This is a genomic window from Halorhabdus sp. CBA1104 (assembly GCF_009690625.1).
GTDB lineage: Archaea > Halobacteriota > Halobacteria > Halobacteriales > Haloarculaceae > Halorhabdus.
On the sequence record NZ_CP033878.1, the window covers coordinates 882,072 to 902,136 of the forward strand.

Below are 20,065 nucleotides of genomic sequence, written 5' to 3' on the forward strand. Positions count from 1 at the left end.
GGATAACGCTGCTCACTGACAGTGTGACGGATCAGTCCCACAGCTTCCATCGACGTGGCGCATACTGAACGATCTACCTGCACTGCCAAACGAACGAACAGAAAATGACCTAGTGAGCCGATCTAGGGCCAAGTGGCCAGCGTTGCACTCTTGTCACCGCTCGGTTCTTTCCAGATAACCTGGACTTCATCACCGTTGGTTTGATTAACTCCACCAATCCCTATCGAGTCTCCAGCCGTTATCTCTCCGTCTGTGCCGGCATTGATAGTGAAGTTGGCATTGTCACCAGTAACGGAGATCGTTTCCTCGTCAAGTGTCTCTCCTCCGGTATGCGTTGCGGTCAGGTTGTCGCTTGTCTCGTTGTAATCAAACGAGAAACTCGCCTGTGGGGCCGTGCTGCTGATTTGTTCACCGAGACCGAGAACGAATGTCGCAATGACGGCTGCGAGAATTACCGTAATCGCGACCATCAGGATGACCCCGATGACCGGACTTACTGCATTGTCGTCGTCGAAGAGTTCTTTCAGTTGCATGGTTGTGTTCCGTTTATATCGCCGCCACTGACGGACAGCTGCGTGTCCATCGCCATGGCAGCTTCTACCCGTATATCGGTCTCGTCAACGTATAAAGGTTCGTGGTGGGTTATTGGGGCTGATAATACCGGAAGGCGTGTGATAATCGCTGTCTAGTCTCGGGATTGTCCGGCGATCCGCCGCGGGACGTTCCTATCTCGAATCTGCTCGAACCAGCGGCGAAGACGTCAGGATTCGTCGCCGTAATCGCCGCCGTACTTCATGAAGAAGTACGTACATCCAAGCACTGCCGTCATGACGAAGCCACTAGAGACGCCGAGCAGTTTGGCACTTTCAGGGACGACTGGTCCCGTGTTGCCACCGGTCGAGACGGTCGGATAGTCTTCACCGACGACGACGGCACCCTTCATCCCGACCGAGAGGTGGGGATCGCAGTAGTACTTGTGAATCCCGGCCTCGTCGAAGGTCCGTTCGAACGTGGTGCCGGCCTCGCCCGTCGAGGGGCCAGAGGAGTAATCGTCGTTTTCGCCGACGACGTTGTGGCCGCCGCCCTGGCCTGTCCACTCCCAGACGACGGTCGTTCCCGTGTCGACATACATGGCCGGTGGGCCAAACGCCCAGTAATCGCCGTTGCCCTCGACGCCGACTTCCACCGTCACCTCGTCTTGCCCACGGAAGTCTTCGGTCGTCGAGAAGTTGCCCACGTCGGACAGCCAACCGCCGTAATCCGGTTTGCCGCCACCGCCGCCACCGTCTTCTTCTTGGGCGGCGGCAGTGCCGGCCGCGCCAGCGGCCGCCGTGCCGCCGGCGACCGTGCCCGCCGATCGCAGGAACGCCCGGCGAGATCGCTCGGGAGCGTCGTCGGTCATATCTGCGGGTTCGTGGCCCCGGATAGTGAATATGTTGGTCGGGACAATGGTGGCCGGTTGGAATCGTCTGCCCGTTCGTCATCTGGGGCCGATCACTGCTCGCGTTCGACGACGAACGTCGTGAATTCTTTGAGGTGCGCTGCGGGATCCGGTTCGAGATCAACACGGTCTAACTGTTCGCGAGCCTCTGCAGCCAGCGTGAGCGCTCGTTGACGAGCGTATTCGACACTCCCCGTCGACTGGAGGATCTCGATCGCGTCCATGATCTCCTCGTCGGTGTTGTCCTCGGCCTGGAGGATCGCTTCGAGGCGGGCGACATCCTCGGCCGGCGCGTTTTCAGCGGCGTGAATCACCATCAACGTCTTCTTGCCTTCCCGAATGTCGTTGCCGAACTCCTTGCCGAAATCGCCGGCCTGATCGAGGGTGTTTTCGACGTCGAGAATGTCGTCACCGATCTGGAAAGCGATCGACATCCGCTCGGCGTAAGTCGCAACTGCGCGTTCGACGGCTTCGGGTTGATTGGTGACGATCGCTGCTAGACGGGCGACAATCCGGGCGAGACAACCCGTCTTACAGGCACACATCTCGTAGTACTGCTGTTCGTCGATCCGGACCATCGACTCGTTGTGCCAGTGGATGTCCATGCCCTGGCCGAGATGCGTGCGGTTGAGTTCGTCCATGAGCATCTCGTAGGCGGCCAGTCGGGTCTGGGCGTCGAGGTCGGCTGGATTCCGCCTGATGATTTTCAACGGCAGGAAGTACATCGCGTTGCCAGCGTTCAGCGCCACGTCGACGCCGTGGCCTCGATGTAAGGCCGTCTCGCCACGGCGCATCGACGCCCCGTCCTCGACGTCGTCGACGATAATCGTCCCGTTGTGTAGCACTTCCGGGATACAGGCGTAGGGAAGGTATTCTTCGGGTTCCTCGCCGAACCCCTCGACGAGAATGAGAAAGAGAATCGCCCGCCAGCGCTTGCCGCCCCGGTCGAGCAAGTCCCACACCGGGTCGGCCAGCGCTCGCTGAATCGCTTCTGGATCGTACTCGTAGGTCGGTTCTCCGAAGAACTCTTGGAGATAGTCGTCGTCGACGGCACGCGGGAGCAACGCTGCTATCGCATCGTCGACGACCGGTCGCCACTCTGCAAGTAGGTCCCGCATGACTCCCCACTCGGCATGCGGGCCTAAAAAACTCCCTTCCCCAGCCCGAGAGTGGAGTGCGGAGGGTTTTTGCCCGGGAACAGCGTGGTCTCGTGTGATGAGTCCGGAGCCCAGAAACGGGCCTGTTGCGGTTGTCGGTGACGATGGTGGCGCCGTGGTAGAACTCGTCGAATCGATGGGGCTGCGAACGGTGTCGGGCGAGCCAACGGATCACGAGGAGGCCACTGTCGCTATCGCAATCGGCGAGCCGGCGCTTTTCGAGGTCGCTCGTGAGTGGCCAACGACACCGATCCTGCCGGTCGACGTTTCGGCAGGCCACCAAGCTGTCCCTCCAGGGGCGCTCCAGTCTGCCCTCGGGCACTTAGCCGACGGGACCTACACGATCCAAAACCAACCGCTACTGTCGGTCACTCTCGACGGTGATCCCGTTGGGACTGCTGTATCGGACGTGATGCTGGTGACTGCCGAGCCGGCACATATTTCGGAATACACTGTCGAGCGGCCGGCCGAATCGATTTCGACGTTCCGCGCAGACGGCGTCGTCGTTGCGACGCCAGCCGGCAGTGCTGGGTATGCCCGACAGGTCGGTGGGCCGATCCTTAGCCCGGATGTCGCGGCGCTCTCTGTCGTCCCGATCGGTGCGTTCAAAACCGAACGTGATCACTGGGTCGTCTCTGTTCCCGAGGAGACGTGGGCACTCAATCTATCGGTCGAACGGGAGGAAGCTCCCGTGTCGCTGCTAGTTGACGGCCACGATACTCGTCGAGTCGCGGCCGACGAGCAGTTGACACTCGCGCACGGTGGGGTGATCTCGCTGATGTCGGTCCCCGAAAGTGAGTCGGTCTATCGACCGCTCGGGGATCGCCCTCACACGACACGCACCGTGGACGACCGTGGCAGTACCGATTTCGCATCGTCTCCCGAAACCCAGAGCAGCGAGGAGTCCGCGAGACTTCCGGATGCGTCGTTTCCCCGCGAGTGACCGATTGGCCTCGCGGGAGTGCCGGTTTGGAAACACTCTAATGGATACCGTTCGTGGGGTCGGGTATGCCACCGGTTTCGCTCTTTGGCCCCCTCGATGCGCTGGTCGGCGACCACATCGAGTACGTCTTACTCGCTGTCGTCCTCGCGAATCAGGTAACACGGATACTCGCCCACCGGCAACACGTCCAGCAAGCCGCCCAAGGGGGCGCAGACGCGATGACGCGCTCTCTCCCACATACTGTCTCGAACGTCCTCCTCGTGCTGGTGTCGTTTTACTATCTGACGTTGCACCACCACGGCGGCATCGTCGCCTCGGTACTCGTGTTGGGGCTGTTCATCACGGACTTCTTCGAGTTCGAGGCTCGCAAGGTCGAAGCGCGTCGTGACATCCCGCTCGAACGGCCGAAAGGGGCTATCGCCGCCTCGCTGCTTACGTTGACGTACGTCGGGTACCAGAGTCTCTTTTTCGTCGTCGAACCGATCTGGACGGCACTGGTCTAAAGCGACGATACTGCCGGTGTGTTCGCCACGCTAGTAACATCACAACGAACAGTTTGCTAGCACAACACTCGTCAGTATGCCTGCCCTGGCCTGGACGTATCGCTTCGCTGCGGTGACCTTGCTTGCTCTCCTCGTGGGAGCCGTTAGCCTGTGCCGAACCGACGAATCGGTACCACGCAGACTGTTGGGGTGCTGTTCGTCAACCCCGATACCGTCTCAAAATACAGTGCTCCAGGCCTGTTAGTCGGGGACGACTCAACTCCGTGCGAAATCTTCGGACCGACTTCGATCAGGGCAGGGAAGTCACGACCGGTCGTTGTACGCTTCACGAGCTTCGTTGATCGCAGGCACGAGCACCCAGAAGGCAAGCGTCCCGAAGATCGCGAAGTAGAACATCCCCTCACCGGCAATGATGGCGATTTGGCTGAAGACGTCCGGACTTTCGGGATACGTGCCGAGTAGCTGGGGGCCTTCGAAGGCTGGTGTCTTGTACCAGCCCGCGATGACCAACCAACCCAGGCTCGCAGTCACGAAGATCGCGAACCCTTTCATGAACTCGTCAGCCATCGGTCTCACCTCCGTCCGGTCCCATGCCAGCTGTGCGAAACCGCGTCGAGAACGCGTAGACGACCGCGCCAAGGACCATTACGCCGAGTCCGACGAGTGCGACCAGTGGGTCGACGGCAGCCAGATCCGCCGTCCCGCGGTTGGTCGCTGCATCGAGCGTGACGAACCCGACGACGATCGCGAGGATGGCAAACAGCGTCGAGAACACCGAGACGGCCTTGTAGACGCGAAGCGGCACGACGACGTCTCGGCGACCGGCGGTCGTGTCCTCGGGGCCGACTGTCTCGTTTTCTGTCGCGGTCTCTTCGCTCGTCGATTCCGCCGATGCGTTGGAGTGGGTTGCGTAGCTCATGATCACTTCGGTGGTCGGAGCCGGTAGTACCGGCGATTGAGTTCGAACATGTATCCCTCGCGCATCGACTTCAACACGGCGTAGGTGATGAACGCGCCGACGAACGGCAGGAGGAACGTTAGATCGAACGTGAGGTGGGAGTCGATCGGCAGGAGGTTCTTGACCGAAAGCGCCGCCAGTGTCACCGAGAGGATGACGCCAAAGACGCCGACCGACGCCCAGAAGGGCTGTTCGACCGGCCGGCGCGCACTGCCCTTGTTGAGGAACGGGACGATCGCGATCGCCCCGACGACGACGAGATTTGCCAGCACCCCGAACGTCCGGTCTGCCATCAGCTTCTGGCCGCCGAGCAACGCGAGATCGGGGTTGAGCGGGCCGAGTTTCAGCAGGCCAAACGACCAGTAGAGATACCAGTCCGGCAGGATGATCGGCGGCGTCACCCCGGAGTTGGCCGGCGCGCCGATGTGTGGCGGGAGCGTCGCCGCCAGAAAGATGATCATCCCGACGAAGAAACTCGTCAGCGCCAGGTTGCGGATCATCTCGTGGGGCCAGGTCGGAAAGCCCAGCACGTCTCGTTCAACGTAGTCTGATTCCTGGCGCAGGTCCTGGTCTTCCCGGCGCGCTCGCTCGAAGTACTCGTAGGTCGTCCGTGCCAGACCCTGCTTGCGTGCCTTGCGCTCACTCCAGGACGGCGTCTCGTCGTCCGGTGGGACGATACCTGTCTCGCCCCCGTCGGTGCGTACCTCGGAGGTATCTGTGTTTCCTGTCATGGGTCAGTGTGGTTCGGCGATGCCTTGCATCCAGACGATCGCGATGTGGATAGCGATCAACGCCGTCACGAGGAACGGCAGGAAGAAGACGTGTAAGATGTACATCCGCTGGAGGGTCGCGGGGTTTGGCGTGAAGCCGCCGAAGATCAACTGGGCGGCCCACTCGCCGATCAGCGGGATCGAGAGAGCCATCTCGACGCCGATCTGGCCGGCCCAGAAGGCCAGCTGATCCCACGGCAGGAGGTAGCCCGTGTATCCAAACAGGAGCGTGAGACTGATCAGGACGATTCCGATGAGCCAGTTGAGTTCCCGTGGCTCCTTGTAGGCCCCGGTGAAGTACACGCGAAGCATGTGCAAGAACACCGCAGCGACCATCACCTGGGCCGACCAGCGGTGGATACTCCGGAGCATGAACCCGAAGTTCAGGTCCGTCATGATCATCGTGATCGACTCGTAGGCGATCGTGGGGTTGCCCGAAGCGCCCGAGGCTGCAGGCGCATAGTAGAAGCCCAGTAATGCGCCCGAAATGGCCGCGACGATGTAGGCGATCGTCGAGAACGAGCCCAGCGCGTACAGCGGGTACCAGTACCAGAACTTGTTGTCCAGCCCGTACTGTTCGGTGTGGCTCTTTGGCATCTGCATGTTGACCTTGTAGTAGAGATTCTCCAGAATCTCGAGATAATCGACGATCCGGAGGCGCTTATCGAGCCACACCAGGACGGTCAGATACACCGTCTCTAAGCGCGTAAACTCCCGGTCCTCGATCCAGGCTTCGTGGTCGTGGTCGTCTTTGCGTTCGAGGCTCATCGGTCAGTCACCCGGGCGCGGGAGCGCCGTGAATTGCTTTTTGACGGGCTGGAACGGGTCGTACACCGACTGGTGGCACTGACAGTAGACTTCGTTTTCGGCGTTGAACCGTTCACTCCCGGGATAGGCCTTGAATCCAGGGACACAACAGAAGTGCGTACACTTGTTGAGCCAGGCCATCACGTCGTCTTCTGTGGCCGCCTCGAGGAATTGTCGGACGTCACCCGAGAGATCACTGTAATCGCCTTCTCCGTTGACCATCTTCGACACTTCCGGACTCCGGAGTACCTGGACAGGAATGGTCTGGACGTCCGCTTTCTGTGAGCGCCAACTGGCCTTGGCTGGTTTGCCAAAGCCGCCTTCACCGATGTCGTTACTCCAGGTCTCGTAATCGTCGAACTCCGAGAGCGTCAGTGCGTCGCCGGCCTCCATATCACCTTGCCAGTCGTACGTCCCCGGCACGGCCCGGAAGGCGTTGTCCGCATCGGCCCCCGGATCGATGCCCGCGTACGTCTGGACGCCGCAGTACTGGAACCACGACGAACTGTAGCTCGTCCCACCCACATCCATCTCGGCGATCGTCACGTCCTGTCCTTGGACGGTCTCGGTCCGCGTGTCCGGCCAGATACCAGCGATCGTCCCATCGTCCTGAATTTCGACCGGGACGATCGGCATCGCTCGGGGGGCTGGTCCGTCGGTGTTCGCGATACCGAAGTATTCCGTGATCCCGCCCCCGACGCCGGTCTGTGAGGTTACCAGTCCGACGGCGGTCGCACCGCCTGTCGCAACGCTCCCGAGGGCGGCGGACCCGACGACGCCTTTCACGAACCGTCGTCGACCTGATTCGGTCGGATATTTGTCTTCGTTTGGCATGGTTATCGTTTCATGTACGGATAGAGTGCGCGTTTGAGGCTCTCGGTCGCCCCGTCGGTCATCGATTCGCCGTCGACGTCATCTTCGCGGATGTAGAGGTCCTCCCACTTCCGGCGTCGCTTCTTGACGATCATGACGTCCGGGAGGAACTCCTTGCGGTACAACAGCAGAATGAACGCGAGGTTGACGAACATGGCCGCCATGACCGTTCCCAGAAACATGTTCCCGAAGCCGCCGTCCAGAGAGGCGATCCCCCAGCCCTTGATCAGGCCGTAGGTGAAGACGCCCACGAAGATGATTTCGACGACCGTGAGTAACACGATAGCGAGCGCTGCGGCCGTACTTTCCCGTGGTGGTTCGTACCGATGAATGTCGCCGTACGTGCTTCCCGAGGAGGACATCAGTCTGACCCTCCTTTCGAATGGGGCGTTTCGCCGTACTTGAGCAGGTAGAACGTAAACGCCAGCGACGCCGAAATCCCCAGTACCGTCGCGATGCCGACGTAGTGTGCCTGAATGGGGACTCCCATGTGCTCGGGATTGACTGGCGTCGAAGCCCCGGCTGACACACTTGGGTAGTCATCACCGACGACGACGGCACCTTTCATCCCGACCGAGAGGTGGGGATCGCAGTAGTACTTGTGAATCCCGGCCTCGTCGAAGGTCCGTTCGAACGTGGTGCCGGCCTCGCCCGTCGAGGGGCCAGAGGAGTAATCGTCGTTTTCGCCGACGACGTTGTGGCCGCCGCCCTGGCCTGTCCACTCCCAGATGACGGTCGTTCCCGTGTCGACATACATGGCCGGTGGGCCAAACGCCCAGTAATCGCCGTTGCCCTCGACGCCGACTTCCACCGTCACCTCGTCTTGCCCACGGTAGTCTTCGGTCGCCGAGAAGTTGCCCACGTCGGACAGCCAACCGCCGTAATCCGGTTGGCCGCCACCGCCGCCACCACCGTCACCGTCCTCGGCAGCGGCGGCGGAACCTGCTGCGCCGGCGGCCGCCGTGCCGCCGGCGACCGTGCCCGCCGATCGCAGAAATTCCCGCCTGTGCATATGCAACATGCTGAGAGGCGTATTTGTATAAACCCACCGGAAGCCCCAATCTCGGTGCCTTTTGCCGGTTATCCGGCCGAATTTGACTGCAGACTTGGCGAGCGGGTTCGTGAGACATTCTCAAGCGTCATCAGCGGCCTGCTCGCCGCCTGCTGCACCCGATGGCCGATCCGGGACTGTCTCGCCCGAATCGGGGACGAACGCTGGCCGCTCGTCGGAAGCCCCTCCCATTGCCCGAAGGCGATCCCGGTACTGTTCGGCCCGGAAAGCGTCCGAGAGTCGGGCGTTGGCGACCACAGCAAGCAACAGCAGGCCAATCACGAGGAACCCGAGACCGGCAACGAACGCAATAGCGTTGCCACCAGTCACGCCAAACCCTAGCAACGCGAGTGCGGCGAGTAATTGCGCCATTGCCAGCAGCTGGACCACGATGTTCCCGAGTTCACCGTCTCCTTCCCGGACGTCTTCGGGCGCTGGTAACAGCTCCCCGTTCGGAGGAGTAGGCACTTCGTAGGAGTCCATCGAACAGAGTGCCACTGACGGTTTGACGTCTCGCAGCACGGTCCCTTCGCCTTCGACGGTCCCGTCGGGATGGACGATCGCGTAACTCTCGTCGGAGTAAGCTACTAGCCGCTTCTCTTCGCGCTCGATCCGGGCGAAGACGTCCCGATCGGCGACCCGCTGGCGGAGGTCGGCTTCGAGCCGTTCGAGGAGCTTCTCGCCCGTGATCCAGGTGTCCGGATCGAACGCGGCTTCCCACTCTTCGGGCTCCATGTCGGCCATCTCGGCTGGGCCAAAAGAGTCGAAGTCGTACTCGTCTTCGACCTGTTCACGGAGTTCTGCCAGCGATGGGTCCCCGTCGTCGCCGGCCCCTGTCGCTGTCTTGTCTCCCTCGGCTGCATCGCTACCAGCCCCGTTCTCGGCAGTCCCATCGCCCACTGGCCGCTCGTCACCGCCGTGCTCGTCGTCAGCGGACTCGGCGGGGGTCATTGGGGGACGTTAGACTCCCGTCGGCTTACCGGTTCTGGTCGTCGTCGGCCAGTTTGGGACAGTCTCGTGGCCCGTGCCGGTGTCGATGGTCGGGCAGCGATCGGCCCCGGCTTCGGCACGTTTTAGCGACTGCCCGCCGAAAGGCCCCCGATGGTCGGATCTGGCACGATCGCGGCGCTGGTCGTCGTTTCGGTGACGCTTAGCCTGCCTTGCTTTCTGTACGGTGCCTGGTTGATGATCGTCAGTGACCCGATCACCTGGCGCATCCTCAAACGACACCTCGTCGTCGTCGGCCTGGGTCTCCTGTTAACGACAGTCCCGCTCGTGGGCTGGATGATCCCGAAATTCTGGAGCCAGTACACTGGGCTGGCTGTCGTCCACGCGTTCCTCGGCGTTCAAGCCTACGCCTTCTTCCTGTTGGCAGCGACTGGGATCGTCCGGATCTTGCGCGCGAAGTGGGCCTCGACTGAATTTCGCCAGGCGGACGATTTCGACCTCGATGCACTCGACGACTCGACTCAAGACCTTGGCCACTGGCGTGCGCGACTGCGGATCGGCGTCGTCGGCTACACGGTGCTCTGGCTGCTGGCCTACGTCACTGGTGTCGCTCGATACGTGTCCAAGTACACTGATATCCTGGGCTGACGATCCTGGTTGCTTCGGAGCAATCACCGTCGCGTTACGTTCCGAGCCAACTCAGGCATCCCACGGCTCGCCACTGGCCATATCGACGTCGCGATCCAGTTGTGATGAGGGACAGTGATCTTCGAGCAGACACGCGTCACAATCGGGCGACCGTGCCGTACACACCTCGCGGCCGTGGCTGATAAACAGGTGTGTAATCTCTTGCCAGTCCCCTCGCGGGACGAGTTCCTGCAGGTCTGGTTCGATGGCTTCCGGGCGTTCGTTGTCGGTCAATCCAAGTCGCCGGGAGAGGCGCTGAACGTGCGTATCCACGACGACGCCCTCGACGACATCGTGGCCGTGCTGGAGGACGACGTTGGCTGTTTTCCGCCCCACACCAGGCAGAGCCGTCAGCGCGTCCATCGTGTCCGGGACCTCGCCGTCGTGCTCTTCGAGGAGGCGTTGGCCGATTCCTTTCAGGTATCCCGCCTTGTTGTTGTGAAACGTGATACCGTAGATGTCGTCGGCCAGTTGGGCCTCCTCGGCCTCGGCGTAGTCCGCTGGCGTCTCGTATTTCTCGAAGAGGTCCTCGGTGACGTCGTTGACGCGCTCGTCGGTACACTGAGCCGAGAGGACAACGGCGACGAGCAACTCGAGACGGTTCGAGAAGGTCAGCGAGATCGTCGCGTCGGGGTATTCCTCGTGCAACCGTTCGATGACCACCGCCGCCTGCTCCTCGCGGTCTGCCAGTGGCGTTCCCATGTTCCCGAGGCCGGGCCGGACTCCCTTTGCCCTGTCGGGTTCACGCGGGTCCCCCGGCTGGCGAATCCGTCACCACGGAGGGTCGGCCTTGAGTGCATAGCCGAGCATGGCTATTGCCCACCCGAGCGTGCCGATGAGGACGTACTCGAAGGGGACGGGATACCCGAGATTCCACGCGAGCACGAGACCATGCAACACGCCCATGAACGCTAGCGTCGAAACTGCGACGACCTGGGGGACCCGGTGATTCTCGGGCGGGTCCAGACGCATCCCTGCCCGAAGGATCCCCATAGTGAGGACCATCACGGCTGGCATGAGCAAGATGCCGACGGCCCGTGGGACGAAATTGTCGGGCGATCCGCCCGCGGTGAAGTGGATCGCCATCTCCTCGGGGAGTCGCGGCCAGGCGGCAACACCACCCACCGCAGTTAGCGCCACGATCGTCCACGAGAGGCGCCTCCAACCGTTCAAGCTTGCCATCGTCGGCGACTAGCGTGTAGGTTCCCTAAACGTTGCGACGGCCCGCAGTGGACACCTGTCGATAGGTTTTTGCGACAGAGCAGTGACCGATAACGCATGCCAGGCCCGACGTTCCTTCGCGGTGACCGCGTGACGCTGCGACCGATCGAAGCCGAAGACGCCGAGTTCCTCGCCGAGACGATCAACCACCCAGACGTCTGGCCGATGCTGGCGGCCTACGCCCCGAAGAACACGGACGAGGAACAGGCGTGGATCGAAACCATCGGGGACAGTGCGGACGTCCATCTGTTGATCTGTGCTGATGGCGATCCAGTCGGAACGGTCGGGCTCAATCAACTCAACGACGCCTGGGGGATCGCGGAACTGGGCTACTACGTCCACCCCGACGCCCAAGGCAACGGCTACGCGACTGATGCCACTGCACGGATCGTCCGGTACAGTTTCGAGGACCGCCGCTTAGAGAAAGTGTACGCCAACGTCCTGGCCGGCAACGAGGCCTCTCGGCGGGTGCTCGAATCCGTCGGCTTCCAACAGGAAGGGACCTTTCGGGAGCACGCACACATGCGCGGTGAACGCGTCGACGTGTTCCGCTACGGCCTGCTTGCAAGCGAGTTCGAGACGGGCGAGTGAGTCGAAGGTACGTCGATCGAACGGTGCCGGGGTGGCTGGCGTCTCGTCGGCTGACAGAAAACCTTTACCGGCCCCGTCGCCCCGCCTACATATGGCGCTTCGCCAGTTGTTACGAGGACAGATCGCCTGGCCCCGGCTGGAAGCAGCCGCGAAAGCTGTCTTGGAGCGCTACGACGAGCCGGCGGGCCGCGTGGAGTTTCTGGACGCGAACAACTGGCTGTCGACACCGATGGTCATCAACGATCGGTACTTCGTGAAGGTCATCTCCGAGCAACACTCGCTGGTCCACGCGTTGCTCACGACAGGCCGGAACATCGGGGCTTTCACCAGCGGGACAGCAGGCTTCTTCGAGCACTTCGGAACACCACTGCAGATGGCCGAACACGAGCGAGACGCCACAAAAGAGATGCAGGCCGTCGGCCTCAGTGTCCCAGAACCGCTGGAGGCCTTCGAAGTCGAGGGGCTGGGGGTTCTCGTCCTCGAATACCTCCCCGAATTTCGAACGCTGGGCGAACTCGACGAGCCGGCGGTGAGAGCGATCGCCCCGACCCTCTATGCCGCGCTCGATCGCATGCACGGGGCTGAACTCGCCCACGGCGATCTCCGCGCTGAGAACGTTCTGGTTGCCGATAGCGAACTGTACTTCATCGACGCGACCAGCGTCAGGGACGGTATCGGCGAAGCCAGAGCCTACGATCTCGCCTGTGCGCTCGGTGTTCTTGCGCCGTTGATCGGGCCTCGCGACGCCGTTTCTCTGGCCTCAGAGCACTTCGAGACCGAAACACTGCTTCAGGCCAGGGAGTTTCTGGATTTCGTCACGATCCGGCCGGACCACGACTTCGACGCCGGGGCGGTCAAAGCCGAGATCGAGAACCGCGCAACCCGGTGACGATCACAGGTCGTCTCCGTTCGGTCGTGCTCGCGCCGTGAGAGAGATCCCAGTCAGAACGACGACACCGCCAACGATGGTCACGGTGTCGGGCACTTCGGCCAGCAAGACCAGCGCGAGGACGGATGCACCGATCGGTTCGGCCAGCAAGGAGACGCTGACGACGCTCGATTCGACGTGGGCAAGCGCCCAGTTGAGGACTGTATGTCCGAACACGCCTGGGCCGACAGCCATCCCGAGAAACAGGAGCCACTCCCGTGGTGGATACCCGGACAGGGCTGCACCCTGGACCGCCACCACGGCGAGTAACCCGATCGAACAGACGGCGTAGACGACGAGGACGTACGGCAGTAGGGCCACGCGCTGGCGGATCGACCGGCCCGCGAGGACGTACGCCGCGGCCGCGACTGCCCCCAACAGCGCCAGCCCGTTTCCGTACGTTGGGTCCGCCTCGACAGTAGTCCCACCGAGAAGGTCAGGTACCGACATGATGGCGATGCCGACGATCGCGACGAGGATACCGACGACGGTGCCGCCGGTGACCCGTTCGTCTAACAGTAGCGCCGCGCCCACAGCGACCAACAGCGGCTGTGACTGGACGATCGTCACGGACGCGGCCACGCTCGTCCAGGCAAGACTCTCGAACCAGGCGGCAAAGTGGACCGACAGCGCCAGCCCGGCAAGTGTCGCCCCGAGCAAGTGGCTCCGCTGGAAGGAAGCGAACGGATTGCGATGGCGAGCGAACGCGAGTGGCGCGAGCAACGATGTCGTCAACACCACGCGATAGAACGCCGCGACGATCGAGGGGGCTTCACTCCAGCGGACGAGGATCGCACTGGTACTCACGGCGACGATTGCCACGGACAGCCCTGTGAGCGGCGATATCTGGCCAGATAGTTCCGCATTCGACTCGGCCACGGGCGAGCACTCGTGGCGGGCAGGCTTACGCGTTTTGTCGTCGCGAAGCTGGAATCACAATGCAACCGCGTCTTTCCCGGCCAGAGAATCCGGCACGACGATCGTCGCCGTCGTGGTCGTTCCCGACTCCGTGGTGAACGTGAGCTGACCTTGCGTTCCAGCGTCGAGTCGAGCACCGAAGCCGTCGCCGGGCGAAAAGACGAGTTGTGCCCGGTCTTCGGGACTGTTGAGCGTCCCCGAACTTTGAATCGAGTTATCGTCGTCTCTGATGGCCTCGATAGTGAACTGGCCGTCACCACCACCGACACCGTCGGCGACCAGCACGTACGTACCGCTGGAGCCGACCCACTGGACGGTCGTCTCGGTGACGTCGATCGGCCCGGACCCAGGCGCGAGTTTGACCGTCATCGAGACAGTCCCGACGGATTCGTTTTCGATGTTCGATCCGACAGTGTTGACCACCGCAATCCGATCAGCTGTCGGGGCCGGCGTGTTCGTTTCAGTTACGACGGTCGGGTTGGTCTGGAGAAACCCACCTGTCTGTAACAACACACTCGTCAGGGTCCCAACCGATTCCGGATCGGCCGCCATCTCGATACGTACCGTCGAGCCCTCCCGCTGGACGGTCGTCTGTGCGAGGGCGTCTGCGCCGGAACTGAACTGGTTTGAGTCCCGGAGATCCTCGGTCAGCGGGCCGATCGTTCCGTCGACGTTGTTTGCGATCGCGCTTGCCGTCTCGGGATCCGGCGTGTACACCGTCGACTGGACTGAGACAGCCGAACCAGCCGCCCCGTAGCTCGCTGTGAGGACGTCTGCTCGACCGAGCCCGTCGGCCCCGAACTGCTCGGCCGGGAGACGCGTCGCCAGGCGGATCGGGTCCGCGCCCATCGACTCGAAGCGTTCGCGCAAGCGGCCGTCCCAGGCCGCGGTGTCGCCGTTTCGAACGTCGAGTGCATCTTTGACTGCCGGTGCGTACCCGACGATGACGACCCCCTCCGCAGGCGAGGTCACCCACTGCTCGACGCCGTCCGGTCGGGCCTTGCCGGCCTGGTAGACGGTCGTTCCCGCGTACGTTGTCTGTTCGACACTGTCCGGCGTGACCGTCTCTGCAACCGAACGCGGCGACGCTTGGTCAGCAAGCTGCAGTTCCATCGCGACGGCTGGTCTCGATTGCTCCATGCGGCCGAAGACGACGGCCTGTTCGATCCGGTTCGGCTCGATGCCCGTGGTGGCCTGGAACTGTGCGAGTCCACTGGACACAGAATCGAACGGCGTCCCGCCGGGCTGTACTGCGGTTTCGACGAGCGTTCGCGTCACCTCGTCGTCGGTCACCGCGGGATCGATCGCGAGCACGTAATCGACGGTTTGTGGAATCGTCCCGTCCGACGGTGCTGCCAGGTTCGTTCCACCAGGCTCGTCTACGGAATCGCCGATCAATCCGAGTTGCCAGGCACCGGCGGCTGCCGCCCCACCGACGACCACCACCAGTACGACGAGCGGGAGTGCCGACCGGCGGAGTCGATCGAACGCCTGGCTGGGTCCGGTTCGTTCCTTGGCCGGCCCGGGTTGGCCCGGCTGTCTGTTCGGACCAGCGTTTGGCGGGCCACCGCCGGCTGGCCGGCCCTGCTGTGACTGGTCCTCTCTTGGCTGGCCAGGAGGTGGCTGGCTAGAAGCAGGTCCGCTCTGGGGAGGATTCCCCCCGGAGGCTGAGTGGCAGGTTCCCCGCCACGTTGGGGCTGTTGAGCCTGTGGCGAGCGGTCGCCGTCTCCGGGTATCCCCTGTTGTGGCTGTTCCTGTTGTCGGTGACCAGCCTGTTGTGGCTGCCCTCCCTGTGGTTGATGGGATCCTTGTTGGGGTGGCTGTTGTGACCGTGGCTGTCCACCACGCTGAGACTGTGCAGGTGACGGGTGGTCGTCCCGAACGTGTTGGTCCGTCTGTGGCCCGTCCTGTCGCTGTGACGTCTCCGCCCGTTCTTCCTGTGGAGGTGGTTCGTGACTCTGGCTTCCGGGCAGCCGTTCGTCAGCTGGTGGCTGCTGGGTCTCCGGCTGTGCTTGTTCTCGATCGTCTGGAGCCGGCGTGTCACTGCCGGTGTCCGTCACCTCTTTGGCGGCAGTCGCCGCCTCAGCACTGTCCTCGGAGATATCTCCATGCGTCGCAAGCACTGTTTCGGTCACGCCCGCTGCCTCGATGGCGTCGACAATACCGTCGAAATCGAGATATTCGACCCCATCGGGAACGTCGTCGATCGGTTCACCGGTCGCGTTCGTGACGATTCCGCGATCGGCACCAAGATCGTCGACGAGTGCGGGGAATTTCTCTAGACGGTCGGTCGTCGGCGTTTCTTCTGTACAGATCCAGGCGACTCCTTTCGAATCGTCGGTTCCTTTGAACAATACGAAAACGTGGGACCCACGCGTCTGGACAGCTGCATCGTCACCGTCGGCCCGGCGCACGGCACACACGACCGCAGCGAGCGCCTCGTCGTCCATCTTCTCGACACACGCTCGGAGTCGCTCGCTGGCCATAGTTGGTTTTATCGGGAACGTGCCAAAAATTCTGCCCCCAGTTCCGGGGCCCTCCAGGCGGCTATTCGAGCGCAGCTTTCGTCCGTCGGTGGCGATACCGAAACATCGGCGCGAAGCCGACGACGGCAAGCGGGCCGGCGAGGCGCCCGAGCGAGCCACCGGCGAGTCGATATTCGACGTGATCCGTTATGCGCGTTCCGCCCGTGACAGCCTCGAACTTGTGCGTATGTCGCCAGTGGGCGAACGGACCACCCGACATTTCGTCGACGAAGTACCCAGTGTCTCCGTCGCGCTCGCGCTCGATGATCGTCGTCGTCATTTGCTGGCGCGGCCCGACGCCAAACGGCCGGACTGAGGCCTCCGCTGTCGCGCCTGCATCCATCACGTCGGGATCGGTCTCACCGTCCGGACCGCGAACTGTCTCAACACGCAAGTTGAACCACTCCGGTGTCAGTGCTTCTAGCCCGTCGATCGCGGAGTGAAAATCCCAGACGGCGTCGAAGGCGGCGTCGACTTGCACCGACCGCTTGTAGGTGGCCATGAGTTACATACGAACTCGCTCGACAAAACGACGCGGGCTCTCAGTGCCAGCTACTGGCTTGCTGGCGTGCCTCGATGACTCGCCGGAGTGCCACGACGTATGCCGCGACGCGGAGCGTCGCAAGGTTCTCTTGCTCGTATGCCGTGACGAGATCGTCGAACGACTCGACGATGATGTCTTCCAGTTCCTCGTTGACGCGCTGTTCGCTCCAGTAGTTCCGGGTGCGGTTTTGCACCCACTCGAAGTACGAGACTGTGACGCCACCGGCGTTGGCGAGGATATCCGGGATGACCAGCGTGTCAGTGTCCGCGAGGATGTCGTCGGCCTCGGGCGTCAGTGGGCCGTTTGCGGCCTCGACGATCACGTCCGCACTCACGTCTTTTGCAAGATCGCCGTCGATCGCGTTCTCCAGAGCAGCCGGGACAAGGATGTCGACATCGAGCGTCAGTAGCTCTTCGTTGGTGAGTTCGCTGTCCGCTCCGGCATAGCCGACGACGCTTCCCGTCTCGCGTTTGTGCTCTTTGACCGCACGCGGGTCGAACCCGTCCGCAGCTTCGATTGCGCCCGAGGAGTCAGAAACGGCAACTACGGACGCGCCGAGGTCGTCGAGGAGGTCGGCCGTGATCCAGCCGGCGTTCCCGTACCCCTGGACTGCGACAGTCGCCTCGGCGATGTCTCGATCGAGATACTCGAAGGCTTCGCGGGCGACCAGCATCGACGACCGTCCCGTTGCCTCGACGCGCCCTTCGCTGCCGCCACTGGCGAGGGATTTGCCCGTGACGACGCCCGGCTCGGTCGTGTTCTCTGCGGTCTCGTAGGTGTCTTTGATCCAGTTCATCTCCCGCTGGCCCGTGTTCACGTCGGGGGCCGGGACGTCTCGGTCCTCACCGATCAACGGACGGAGTTCGGTCGCGAACGCGCGGGTGATCCGTTCCAGTTCCGCCTCGGAGTACTCGGCTGGGTCGATGACGATGCCGCCCTTGCCGCCACCGAGCGGGATCCCGACGGTGGCACATTTGTAGACCATCCATCCCGAGAGTGCCTTCACTTCGTCCCGAGAGACGCCGGGGTGGTACCGGATCCCGCCCTTGTATGGCCCGCGCGCGTCGTCGAACTGCGAGCGGAACGCTTTGAACGTCTCGTAAGAGCCATCGTCCATCTCGACGGTGAGGTTCGTTTCGAGCACTCGCTGTGGCCGTTTCAGCGCTTCAATCACGTCGTCACTGGCCTCGATCGACGACGATGCGTCGTCGATCTGGTCTTGCAGACTCTCGAACGGATTGACTGAATCTGACATACGTCCAATCTCACCCTGCCCTTTATTAAGCCCATCGGGATAGACACAACATACCAGACTATCGATCGTTCGAGATTGATCGGGTGGGATCCAAATGACTTTGCCCACGGGACCCAGACCCAGGGGTATGGCGGATGCGATCGACAATGCAAGCAATCTGCGGGGAGGAACCGCTACGGGGGCGCTCGCGTGGATTCTGGGTGTCGCCATCGCACTCGTCTTCCTGGCGCTGTTCTCGACGGTCGACGGTGGGTTCCTCGACCTGCTTGCCACCAGTGTCGTCTTCTACTACACCTTTCACCTGTGGCCACTCATCCTCGTCCCTGCGGATTTGAGTGCCAGTGCCGCCGTCTTCGCTCCGATCGCGATGCTGGTACTGTTTTGGGCTGGCTTCCGTGCAGCGCTTCGGGCTGGGGCCAACGGTGGCCGTGACGGCTTCGTTCGTGGTGCTGAGGTCGCTGTCGGGTACCTCGGGATGGTGATCCTCTCGCTGCCAGCGTTCGCGATCTCCGTCGACGGATCTCTCCTCGCCGACCCACTCGTCACCGCCGTGATCGTCGGGACGACTGGGCTCGCCTTTCCACTCGTCTTTGGCGGCCTCGGTGGCTGGATCGCGGGTCGCTGAGCCATCTCGGGTGTCACGGGGAGCCCAAGCGACCGACAACTACGATATGATCGCGCCCTGAGAGAGGGCCATGTCCGAGCAGACACTCACTGCTGGTGGGATCACCGCACGGTACTTCGAGACCGACGGCGAACGGATTCTTTCTTTCCAGGGCGAGAGAGGCGATGCAGCGATCGCACAAAACATCGAGGGCTACGCGATGTTGAAGGTCCGGCCTGGCCCCGACGGCGACGAACTCGAACGGTACTACGGGTTCGATATGGCCGTCGATCACGCCGCAGAACTGTTGGGCGTCGAGCCATCGGCGCTCCCGATCCCGGAGCCCGCCAAAGACATGGGGATGTAACGTCTCAGCTTCCTCACGAGTCGACTCAGGCGTCGAAGTCGCCAGTCACCACGTCGACGAATTTCTCGGGATGCTCGACGTGGGGGAGGAGTTTCGCGTCCTCGAAGACGACGAGGCGTGCGTCCGCCCGGTCGGCGAGTTCCCGTCCAGCCTCGACCGGGGTCGTGTCGGTGTCTCGTCCCCACACGAGGGTGATCGGCACGTCGAGAGACGCGAGGTGCTCGCCGAGTTCCTCGTCGGGGTCGAGATACCCCCCGAGAAAAGAGGCAGGGGCATAGCGACTGCCCGGCTGGTGGGCACTCCGCCACTCGTAAGCCAGCGTCTCGTCCGTGAGATTGGCCATGTCCGCATAGCCGTGGTCGTCGTGGAAGTGTCGCAAGCTCGGCTTGCTGGCCAGCAGATTGAACAGGCCGGTACCGACGACCGGCGATCGCAACAGCGCCCGCACCAAGGGCCGCCGTCCGTCGCCCATCGTCTCGTCGGTCGGGCTGATCAACACCAGCGACTCGACTGCTGTGTCGTTCGATCCGGCGGCCGCGTACGCACCCGAAAGCGACGACGCGACGACTATCGGTTCGTCGACGAGATCGTCGATCACGTCACCGAGGAACGTCTCGTAGAGCGACGCCGAGTACAGTAGTGGCGGGCGATCCGAGCGACCGAATCCAGGGAGGTCGGGCGCAACGACGTGATAATCTTTCGAGAGGGCTTCGATCACGTCGACGAACTCGCGACTGGAGGAAGCGGCCGAAACACCGTGTACCGCCAGGAGGTCCGGATCGTCCGGGTCACCGGCTTCCGTGTACGCGACCTCGAAGCCGCGCCAGTGGTACGTCCCGGAGACGCCCGGGAACGGCGCTTCGAGTTCGCCCGCTTCGCGACTGAGTAGTCGGTTGATCCCCGTTGCCACACCGGCGGTCCCGATGGCAGCCCCCAGGGCCGTTCGAAGCTTCATATGCGATTCGACGCGCGTG

26 protein-coding genes are annotated in these 20,065 nt (G+C 62.6%); 7 read left to right on the top strand and 19 right to left on the bottom strand.

The annotated features are described in order from the left end of the window. Positions 1 to 122: 122 nt before the first annotated feature. From Hrd1104_RS04555 to Hrd1104_RS04565, 3 genes are all read right to left on the bottom strand, one after another. Positions 123 to 533, bottom strand: coding sequence for a type IV pilin (locus Hrd1104_RS04555; RefSeq protein WP_154551634.1), 411 nt, complete (start codon positions 531 to 533; stop codon positions 123 to 125). 227 nt (positions 534 to 760) lie between these two features. After that, positions 761 to 1,402, bottom strand: a complete 642-nt coding sequence (locus Hrd1104_RS04560) for a halocyanin domain-containing protein (protein ID WP_154551635.1) — start codon at positions 1,400 to 1,402, stop codon at positions 761 to 763. Between the two features lie 92 nt (positions 1,403 to 1,494). Beyond that, on the bottom strand, positions 1,495 to 2,559 hold the full coding sequence (locus Hrd1104_RS04565; RefSeq protein ID WP_154551636.1) for a polyprenyl synthetase family protein: 1,065 nt from the start codon (positions 2,557 to 2,559) through the stop codon (positions 1,495 to 1,497). 97 nt (positions 2,560 to 2,656) lie between these two features. On the opposite strand from Hrd1104_RS04565, the gene Hrd1104_RS04570 reads away from it, so the two are divergent. Further along, complete coding sequence (locus tag Hrd1104_RS04570; RefSeq protein ID WP_154551637.1) at positions 2,657 to 3,541, top strand: NAD(+)/NADH kinase; 885 nt, start codon at positions 2,657 to 2,659, stop codon at positions 3,539 to 3,541. A gap of 65 nt (positions 3,542 to 3,606) precedes the next feature. Continuing rightward, positions 3,607 to 4,044 carry a hypothetical protein gene (locus Hrd1104_RS04575; RefSeq protein WP_154551638.1) on the top strand — a complete coding sequence of 146 codons (438 nt, stop codon included), beginning with the start codon at positions 3,607 to 3,609 and terminating at the stop codon, positions 4,042 to 4,044. A 303-nt stretch (positions 4,045 to 4,347) separates the two neighbouring features. On the opposite strand, the gene Hrd1104_RS04580 is transcribed toward Hrd1104_RS04575, so the two are convergent. From Hrd1104_RS04580 to Hrd1104_RS04615, 8 genes are all read right to left on the bottom strand, one after another. Further along, positions 4,348 to 4,611, bottom strand: a complete 264-nt coding sequence (locus tag Hrd1104_RS04580) for a hypothetical protein (RefSeq protein WP_154551639.1) — start codon at positions 4,609 to 4,611, stop codon at positions 4,348 to 4,350. Next, a complete protein-coding gene (locus tag Hrd1104_RS04585) occupies positions 4,604 to 4,963 on the bottom strand; it encodes a hypothetical protein (RefSeq protein ID WP_195837632.1) in 360 nt (119 codons plus the stop codon). Before Hrd1104_RS04585 ends, Hrd1104_RS04580 begins: the two co-directional genes overlap by 8 nt. Before the next feature lie 2 nt (positions 4,964 to 4,965). Further along, positions 4,966 to 5,733 carry a cytochrome bc complex cytochrome b subunit gene (locus Hrd1104_RS04590; RefSeq protein WP_154551640.1) on the bottom strand — a complete coding sequence of 256 codons (768 nt, stop codon included), beginning with the start codon at positions 5,731 to 5,733 and terminating at the stop codon, positions 4,966 to 4,968. Between the two features lie 3 nt (positions 5,734 to 5,736). After that, positions 5,737 to 6,540, bottom strand: a complete 804-nt coding sequence (locus tag Hrd1104_RS04595; RefSeq protein WP_154551641.1) for a cytochrome bc complex cytochrome b subunit — start codon at positions 6,538 to 6,540, stop codon at positions 5,737 to 5,739. A gap of 3 nt (positions 6,541 to 6,543) precedes the next feature. After that, positions 6,544 to 7,413: a ubiquinol-cytochrome c reductase iron-sulfur subunit gene (locus Hrd1104_RS04600; RefSeq protein WP_154551642.1), complete on the bottom strand. Its 870-nt coding sequence runs from the start codon at positions 7,411 to 7,413 to the stop codon at positions 6,544 to 6,546. Positions 7,414 to 7,415: 2 nt separating this feature from the next. Continuing rightward, complete coding sequence (locus Hrd1104_RS04605; protein ID WP_154551643.1) at positions 7,416 to 7,814, bottom strand: hypothetical protein; 399 nt, start codon at positions 7,812 to 7,814, stop codon at positions 7,416 to 7,418. Beyond that, positions 7,814 to 8,464: a halocyanin domain-containing protein gene (locus Hrd1104_RS04610; RefSeq protein WP_154551644.1), complete on the bottom strand. Its 651-nt coding sequence runs from the start codon at positions 8,462 to 8,464 to the stop codon at positions 7,814 to 7,816. The genes Hrd1104_RS04605 and Hrd1104_RS04610 overlap by 1 nt, the downstream gene beginning before the upstream one ends. A 120-nt stretch (positions 8,465 to 8,584) precedes the next feature. Further along, on the bottom strand, positions 8,585 to 9,454 hold the full coding sequence (locus Hrd1104_RS04615; RefSeq protein ID WP_229770538.1) for a hypothetical protein: 870 nt from the start codon (positions 9,452 to 9,454) through the stop codon (positions 8,585 to 8,587). Positions 9,455 to 9,604: 150 nt separating this feature from the next. Between Hrd1104_RS04615 and Hrd1104_RS04620 the strand changes: the two genes are divergently transcribed. Continuing rightward, positions 9,605 to 10,099, top strand: a complete 495-nt coding sequence (locus tag Hrd1104_RS04620) for a hypothetical protein (RefSeq protein ID WP_154551645.1) — start codon at positions 9,605 to 9,607, stop codon at positions 10,097 to 10,099. Positions 10,100 to 10,150: 51 nt separating this feature from the next. Here Hrd1104_RS04620 and nth read toward each other — a convergent pair whose 3' ends face one another. Together nth and Hrd1104_RS04630 are read right to left on the bottom strand one after the other, a co-directional pair. Beyond that, on the bottom strand, positions 10,151 to 10,840 hold the full coding sequence (nth, locus tag Hrd1104_RS04625; protein ID WP_154551646.1) for an endonuclease III: 690 nt from the start codon (positions 10,838 to 10,840) through the stop codon (positions 10,151 to 10,153). Positions 10,841 to 10,909: 69 nt separating this feature from the next. Then, positions 10,910 to 11,320: a DUF1648 domain-containing protein gene (locus Hrd1104_RS04630; protein WP_154551647.1), complete on the bottom strand. Its 411-nt coding sequence runs from the start codon at positions 11,318 to 11,320 to the stop codon at positions 10,910 to 10,912. A 96-nt stretch (positions 11,321 to 11,416) separates the two neighbouring features. Here Hrd1104_RS04630 and Hrd1104_RS04635 point away from each other — a divergent pair, with 96 nt between their 5' ends. Together Hrd1104_RS04635 and Hrd1104_RS04640 are read left to right on the top strand one after the other, a co-directional pair. Continuing rightward, entirely contained in the window at positions 11,417 to 11,950 is a 534-nt protein-coding gene (locus tag Hrd1104_RS04635) for a GNAT family N-acetyltransferase (RefSeq protein ID WP_154551648.1), read from the top strand. Positions 11,951 to 12,041: 91 nt separating this feature from the next. Then, positions 12,042 to 12,839, top strand: a complete 798-nt coding sequence (locus tag Hrd1104_RS04640; protein ID WP_154551649.1) for an RIO1 family regulatory kinase/ATPase — start codon at positions 12,042 to 12,044, stop codon at positions 12,837 to 12,839. A 3-nt stretch (positions 12,840 to 12,842) separates the two neighbouring features. Here the strand turns inward: Hrd1104_RS04640 and Hrd1104_RS04645 are convergent, their stop codons facing one another. The 5 genes from Hrd1104_RS04645 to Hrd1104_RS04665 all read right to left on the bottom strand — a co-directional run bounded on the left by Hrd1104_RS04645 (position 12,843) and on the right by Hrd1104_RS04665 (position 18,120). Continuing rightward, the gene (locus Hrd1104_RS04645; protein WP_195837633.1) at positions 12,843 to 13,757 is read right to left on the bottom strand and encodes a DMT family transporter; all 915 of its coding nucleotides are present in this window, start codon (positions 13,755 to 13,757) and stop codon (positions 12,843 to 12,845) included. A gap of 54 nt (positions 13,758 to 13,811) precedes the next feature. Beyond that, complete coding sequence (locus Hrd1104_RS04650; RefSeq protein ID WP_154551650.1) at positions 13,812 to 15,239, bottom strand: hypothetical protein; 1,428 nt, start codon at positions 15,237 to 15,239, stop codon at positions 13,812 to 13,814. Then, positions 15,191 to 16,282: a hypothetical protein gene (locus tag Hrd1104_RS04655; RefSeq protein WP_154551651.1), complete on the bottom strand. Its 1,092-nt coding sequence runs from the start codon at positions 16,280 to 16,282 to the stop codon at positions 15,191 to 15,193. The genes Hrd1104_RS04650 and Hrd1104_RS04655 overlap by 49 nt, the downstream gene beginning before the upstream one ends. Positions 16,283 to 16,343: 61 nt before the next feature. Further along, the gene (locus Hrd1104_RS04660; RefSeq protein WP_154551652.1) at positions 16,344 to 16,823 is read right to left on the bottom strand and encodes an SRPBCC family protein; all 480 of its coding nucleotides are present in this window, start codon (positions 16,821 to 16,823) and stop codon (positions 16,344 to 16,346) included. Between the two features lie 40 nt (positions 16,824 to 16,863). After that, on the bottom strand, positions 16,864 to 18,120 hold the full coding sequence (locus Hrd1104_RS04665; RefSeq protein WP_154551653.1) for a Glu/Leu/Phe/Val dehydrogenase: 1,257 nt from the start codon (positions 18,118 to 18,120) through the stop codon (positions 16,864 to 16,866). Positions 18,121 to 18,247: 127 nt separating this feature from the next. Here Hrd1104_RS04665 and Hrd1104_RS04670 point away from each other — a divergent pair, with 127 nt between their 5' ends. After that, a complete protein-coding gene (locus Hrd1104_RS04670; protein WP_154551654.1) occupies positions 18,248 to 18,745 on the top strand; it encodes a hypothetical protein in 498 nt (165 codons plus the stop codon). A gap of 70 nt (positions 18,746 to 18,815) precedes the next feature. Beyond that, the gene (locus Hrd1104_RS04675) at positions 18,816 to 19,091 is read left to right on the top strand and encodes a hypothetical protein (RefSeq protein ID WP_154551655.1); all 276 of its coding nucleotides are present in this window, start codon (positions 18,816 to 18,818) and stop codon (positions 19,089 to 19,091) included. 25 nt (positions 19,092 to 19,116) lie between these two features. On the opposite strand, the gene Hrd1104_RS04680 is transcribed toward Hrd1104_RS04675, so the two are convergent. Next, positions 19,117 to 20,046 carry an alpha/beta fold hydrolase gene (locus Hrd1104_RS04680; protein WP_154551656.1) on the bottom strand — a complete coding sequence of 310 codons (930 nt, stop codon included), beginning with the start codon at positions 20,044 to 20,046 and terminating at the stop codon, positions 19,117 to 19,119. Positions 20,047 to 20,065 lie beyond the last annotated feature (19 nt).

What these genes read in the sequence shown, in the direction of transcription:
- Hrd1104_RS04555 (WP_154551634.1), bottom strand. Translation starts at nt 533, where the DNA reads ATGCAACTGAAAGAACTCTTCGACGACGACAATGCAGTAAGTCCGGTC.
- Hrd1104_RS04560 (WP_154551635.1), bottom strand. Translation starts at nt 1,402, where the DNA reads ATGACCGACGACGCTCCCGAGCGATCTCGCCGGGCGTTCCTGCGATCG.
- Hrd1104_RS04565 (WP_154551636.1), bottom strand. Translation starts at nt 2,559, where the DNA reads ATGCGGGACCTACTTGCAGAGTGGCGACCGGTCGTCGACGATGCGATA.
- Hrd1104_RS04570 (WP_154551637.1), top strand. Translation starts at nt 2,657, where the DNA reads ATGAGTCCGGAGCCCAGAAACGGGCCTGTTGCGGTTGTCGGTGACGAT.
- Hrd1104_RS04575 (WP_154551638.1), top strand. Translation starts at nt 3,607, where the DNA reads ATGCCACCGGTTTCGCTCTTTGGCCCCCTCGATGCGCTGGTCGGCGAC.
- Hrd1104_RS04580 (WP_154551639.1), bottom strand. Translation starts at nt 4,611, where the DNA reads ATGGCTGACGAGTTCATGAAAGGGTTCGCGATCTTCGTGACTGCGAGC.
- Hrd1104_RS04585 (WP_195837632.1), bottom strand. Translation starts at nt 4,963, where the DNA reads ATGAGCTACGCAACCCACTCCAACGCATCGGCGGAATCGACGAGCGAA.
- Hrd1104_RS04590 (WP_154551640.1), bottom strand. Translation starts at nt 5,733, where the DNA reads ATGACAGGAAACACAGATACCTCCGAGGTACGCACCGACGGGGGCGAG.
- Hrd1104_RS04595 (WP_154551641.1), bottom strand. Translation starts at nt 6,540, where the DNA reads ATGAGCCTCGAACGCAAAGACGACCACGACCACGAAGCCTGGATCGAG.
- Hrd1104_RS04600 (WP_154551642.1), bottom strand. Translation starts at nt 7,413, where the DNA reads ATGCCAAACGAAGACAAATATCCGACCGAATCAGGTCGACGACGGTTC.
- Hrd1104_RS04605 (WP_154551643.1), bottom strand. Translation starts at nt 7,814, where the DNA reads ATGTCCTCCTCGGGAAGCACGTACGGCGACATTCATCGGTACGAACCA.
- Hrd1104_RS04610 (WP_154551644.1), bottom strand. Translation starts at nt 8,464, where the DNA reads ATGCACAGGCGGGAATTTCTGCGATCGGCGGGCACGGTCGCCGGCGGC.
- Hrd1104_RS04615 (WP_229770538.1), bottom strand. Translation starts at nt 9,454, where the DNA reads ATGACCCCCGCCGAGTCCGCTGACGACGAGCACGGCGGTGACGAGCGG.
- Hrd1104_RS04620 (WP_154551645.1), top strand. Translation starts at nt 9,605, where the DNA reads ATGGTCGGATCTGGCACGATCGCGGCGCTGGTCGTCGTTTCGGTGACG.
- nth (WP_154551646.1), bottom strand. Translation starts at nt 10,840, where the DNA reads ATGGGAACGCCACTGGCAGACCGCGAGGAGCAGGCGGCGGTGGTCATC.
- Hrd1104_RS04630 (WP_154551647.1), bottom strand. Translation starts at nt 11,320, where the DNA reads ATGGCAAGCTTGAACGGTTGGAGGCGCCTCTCGTGGACGATCGTGGCG.
- Hrd1104_RS04635 (WP_154551648.1), top strand. Translation starts at nt 11,417, where the DNA reads ATGCCAGGCCCGACGTTCCTTCGCGGTGACCGCGTGACGCTGCGACCG.
- Hrd1104_RS04640 (WP_154551649.1), top strand. Translation starts at nt 12,042, where the DNA reads ATGGCGCTTCGCCAGTTGTTACGAGGACAGATCGCCTGGCCCCGGCTG.
- Hrd1104_RS04655 (WP_154551651.1), bottom strand. Translation starts at nt 16,282, where the DNA reads ATGGCCAGCGAGCGACTCCGAGCGTGTGTCGAGAAGATGGACGACGAG.
- Hrd1104_RS04660 (WP_154551652.1), bottom strand. Translation starts at nt 16,823, where the DNA reads ATGGCCACCTACAAGCGGTCGGTGCAAGTCGACGCCGCCTTCGACGCC.
- Hrd1104_RS04665 (WP_154551653.1), bottom strand. Translation starts at nt 18,120, where the DNA reads ATGTCAGATTCAGTCAATCCGTTCGAGAGTCTGCAAGACCAGATCGAC.
- Hrd1104_RS04670 (WP_154551654.1), top strand. Translation starts at nt 18,248, where the DNA reads ATGGCGGATGCGATCGACAATGCAAGCAATCTGCGGGGAGGAACCGCT.
- Hrd1104_RS04675 (WP_154551655.1), top strand. Translation starts at nt 18,816, where the DNA reads ATGTCCGAGCAGACACTCACTGCTGGTGGGATCACCGCACGGTACTTC.
- Hrd1104_RS04680 (WP_154551656.1), bottom strand. Translation starts at nt 20,046, where the DNA reads ATGAAGCTTCGAACGGCCCTGGGGGCTGCCATCGGGACCGCCGGTGTG.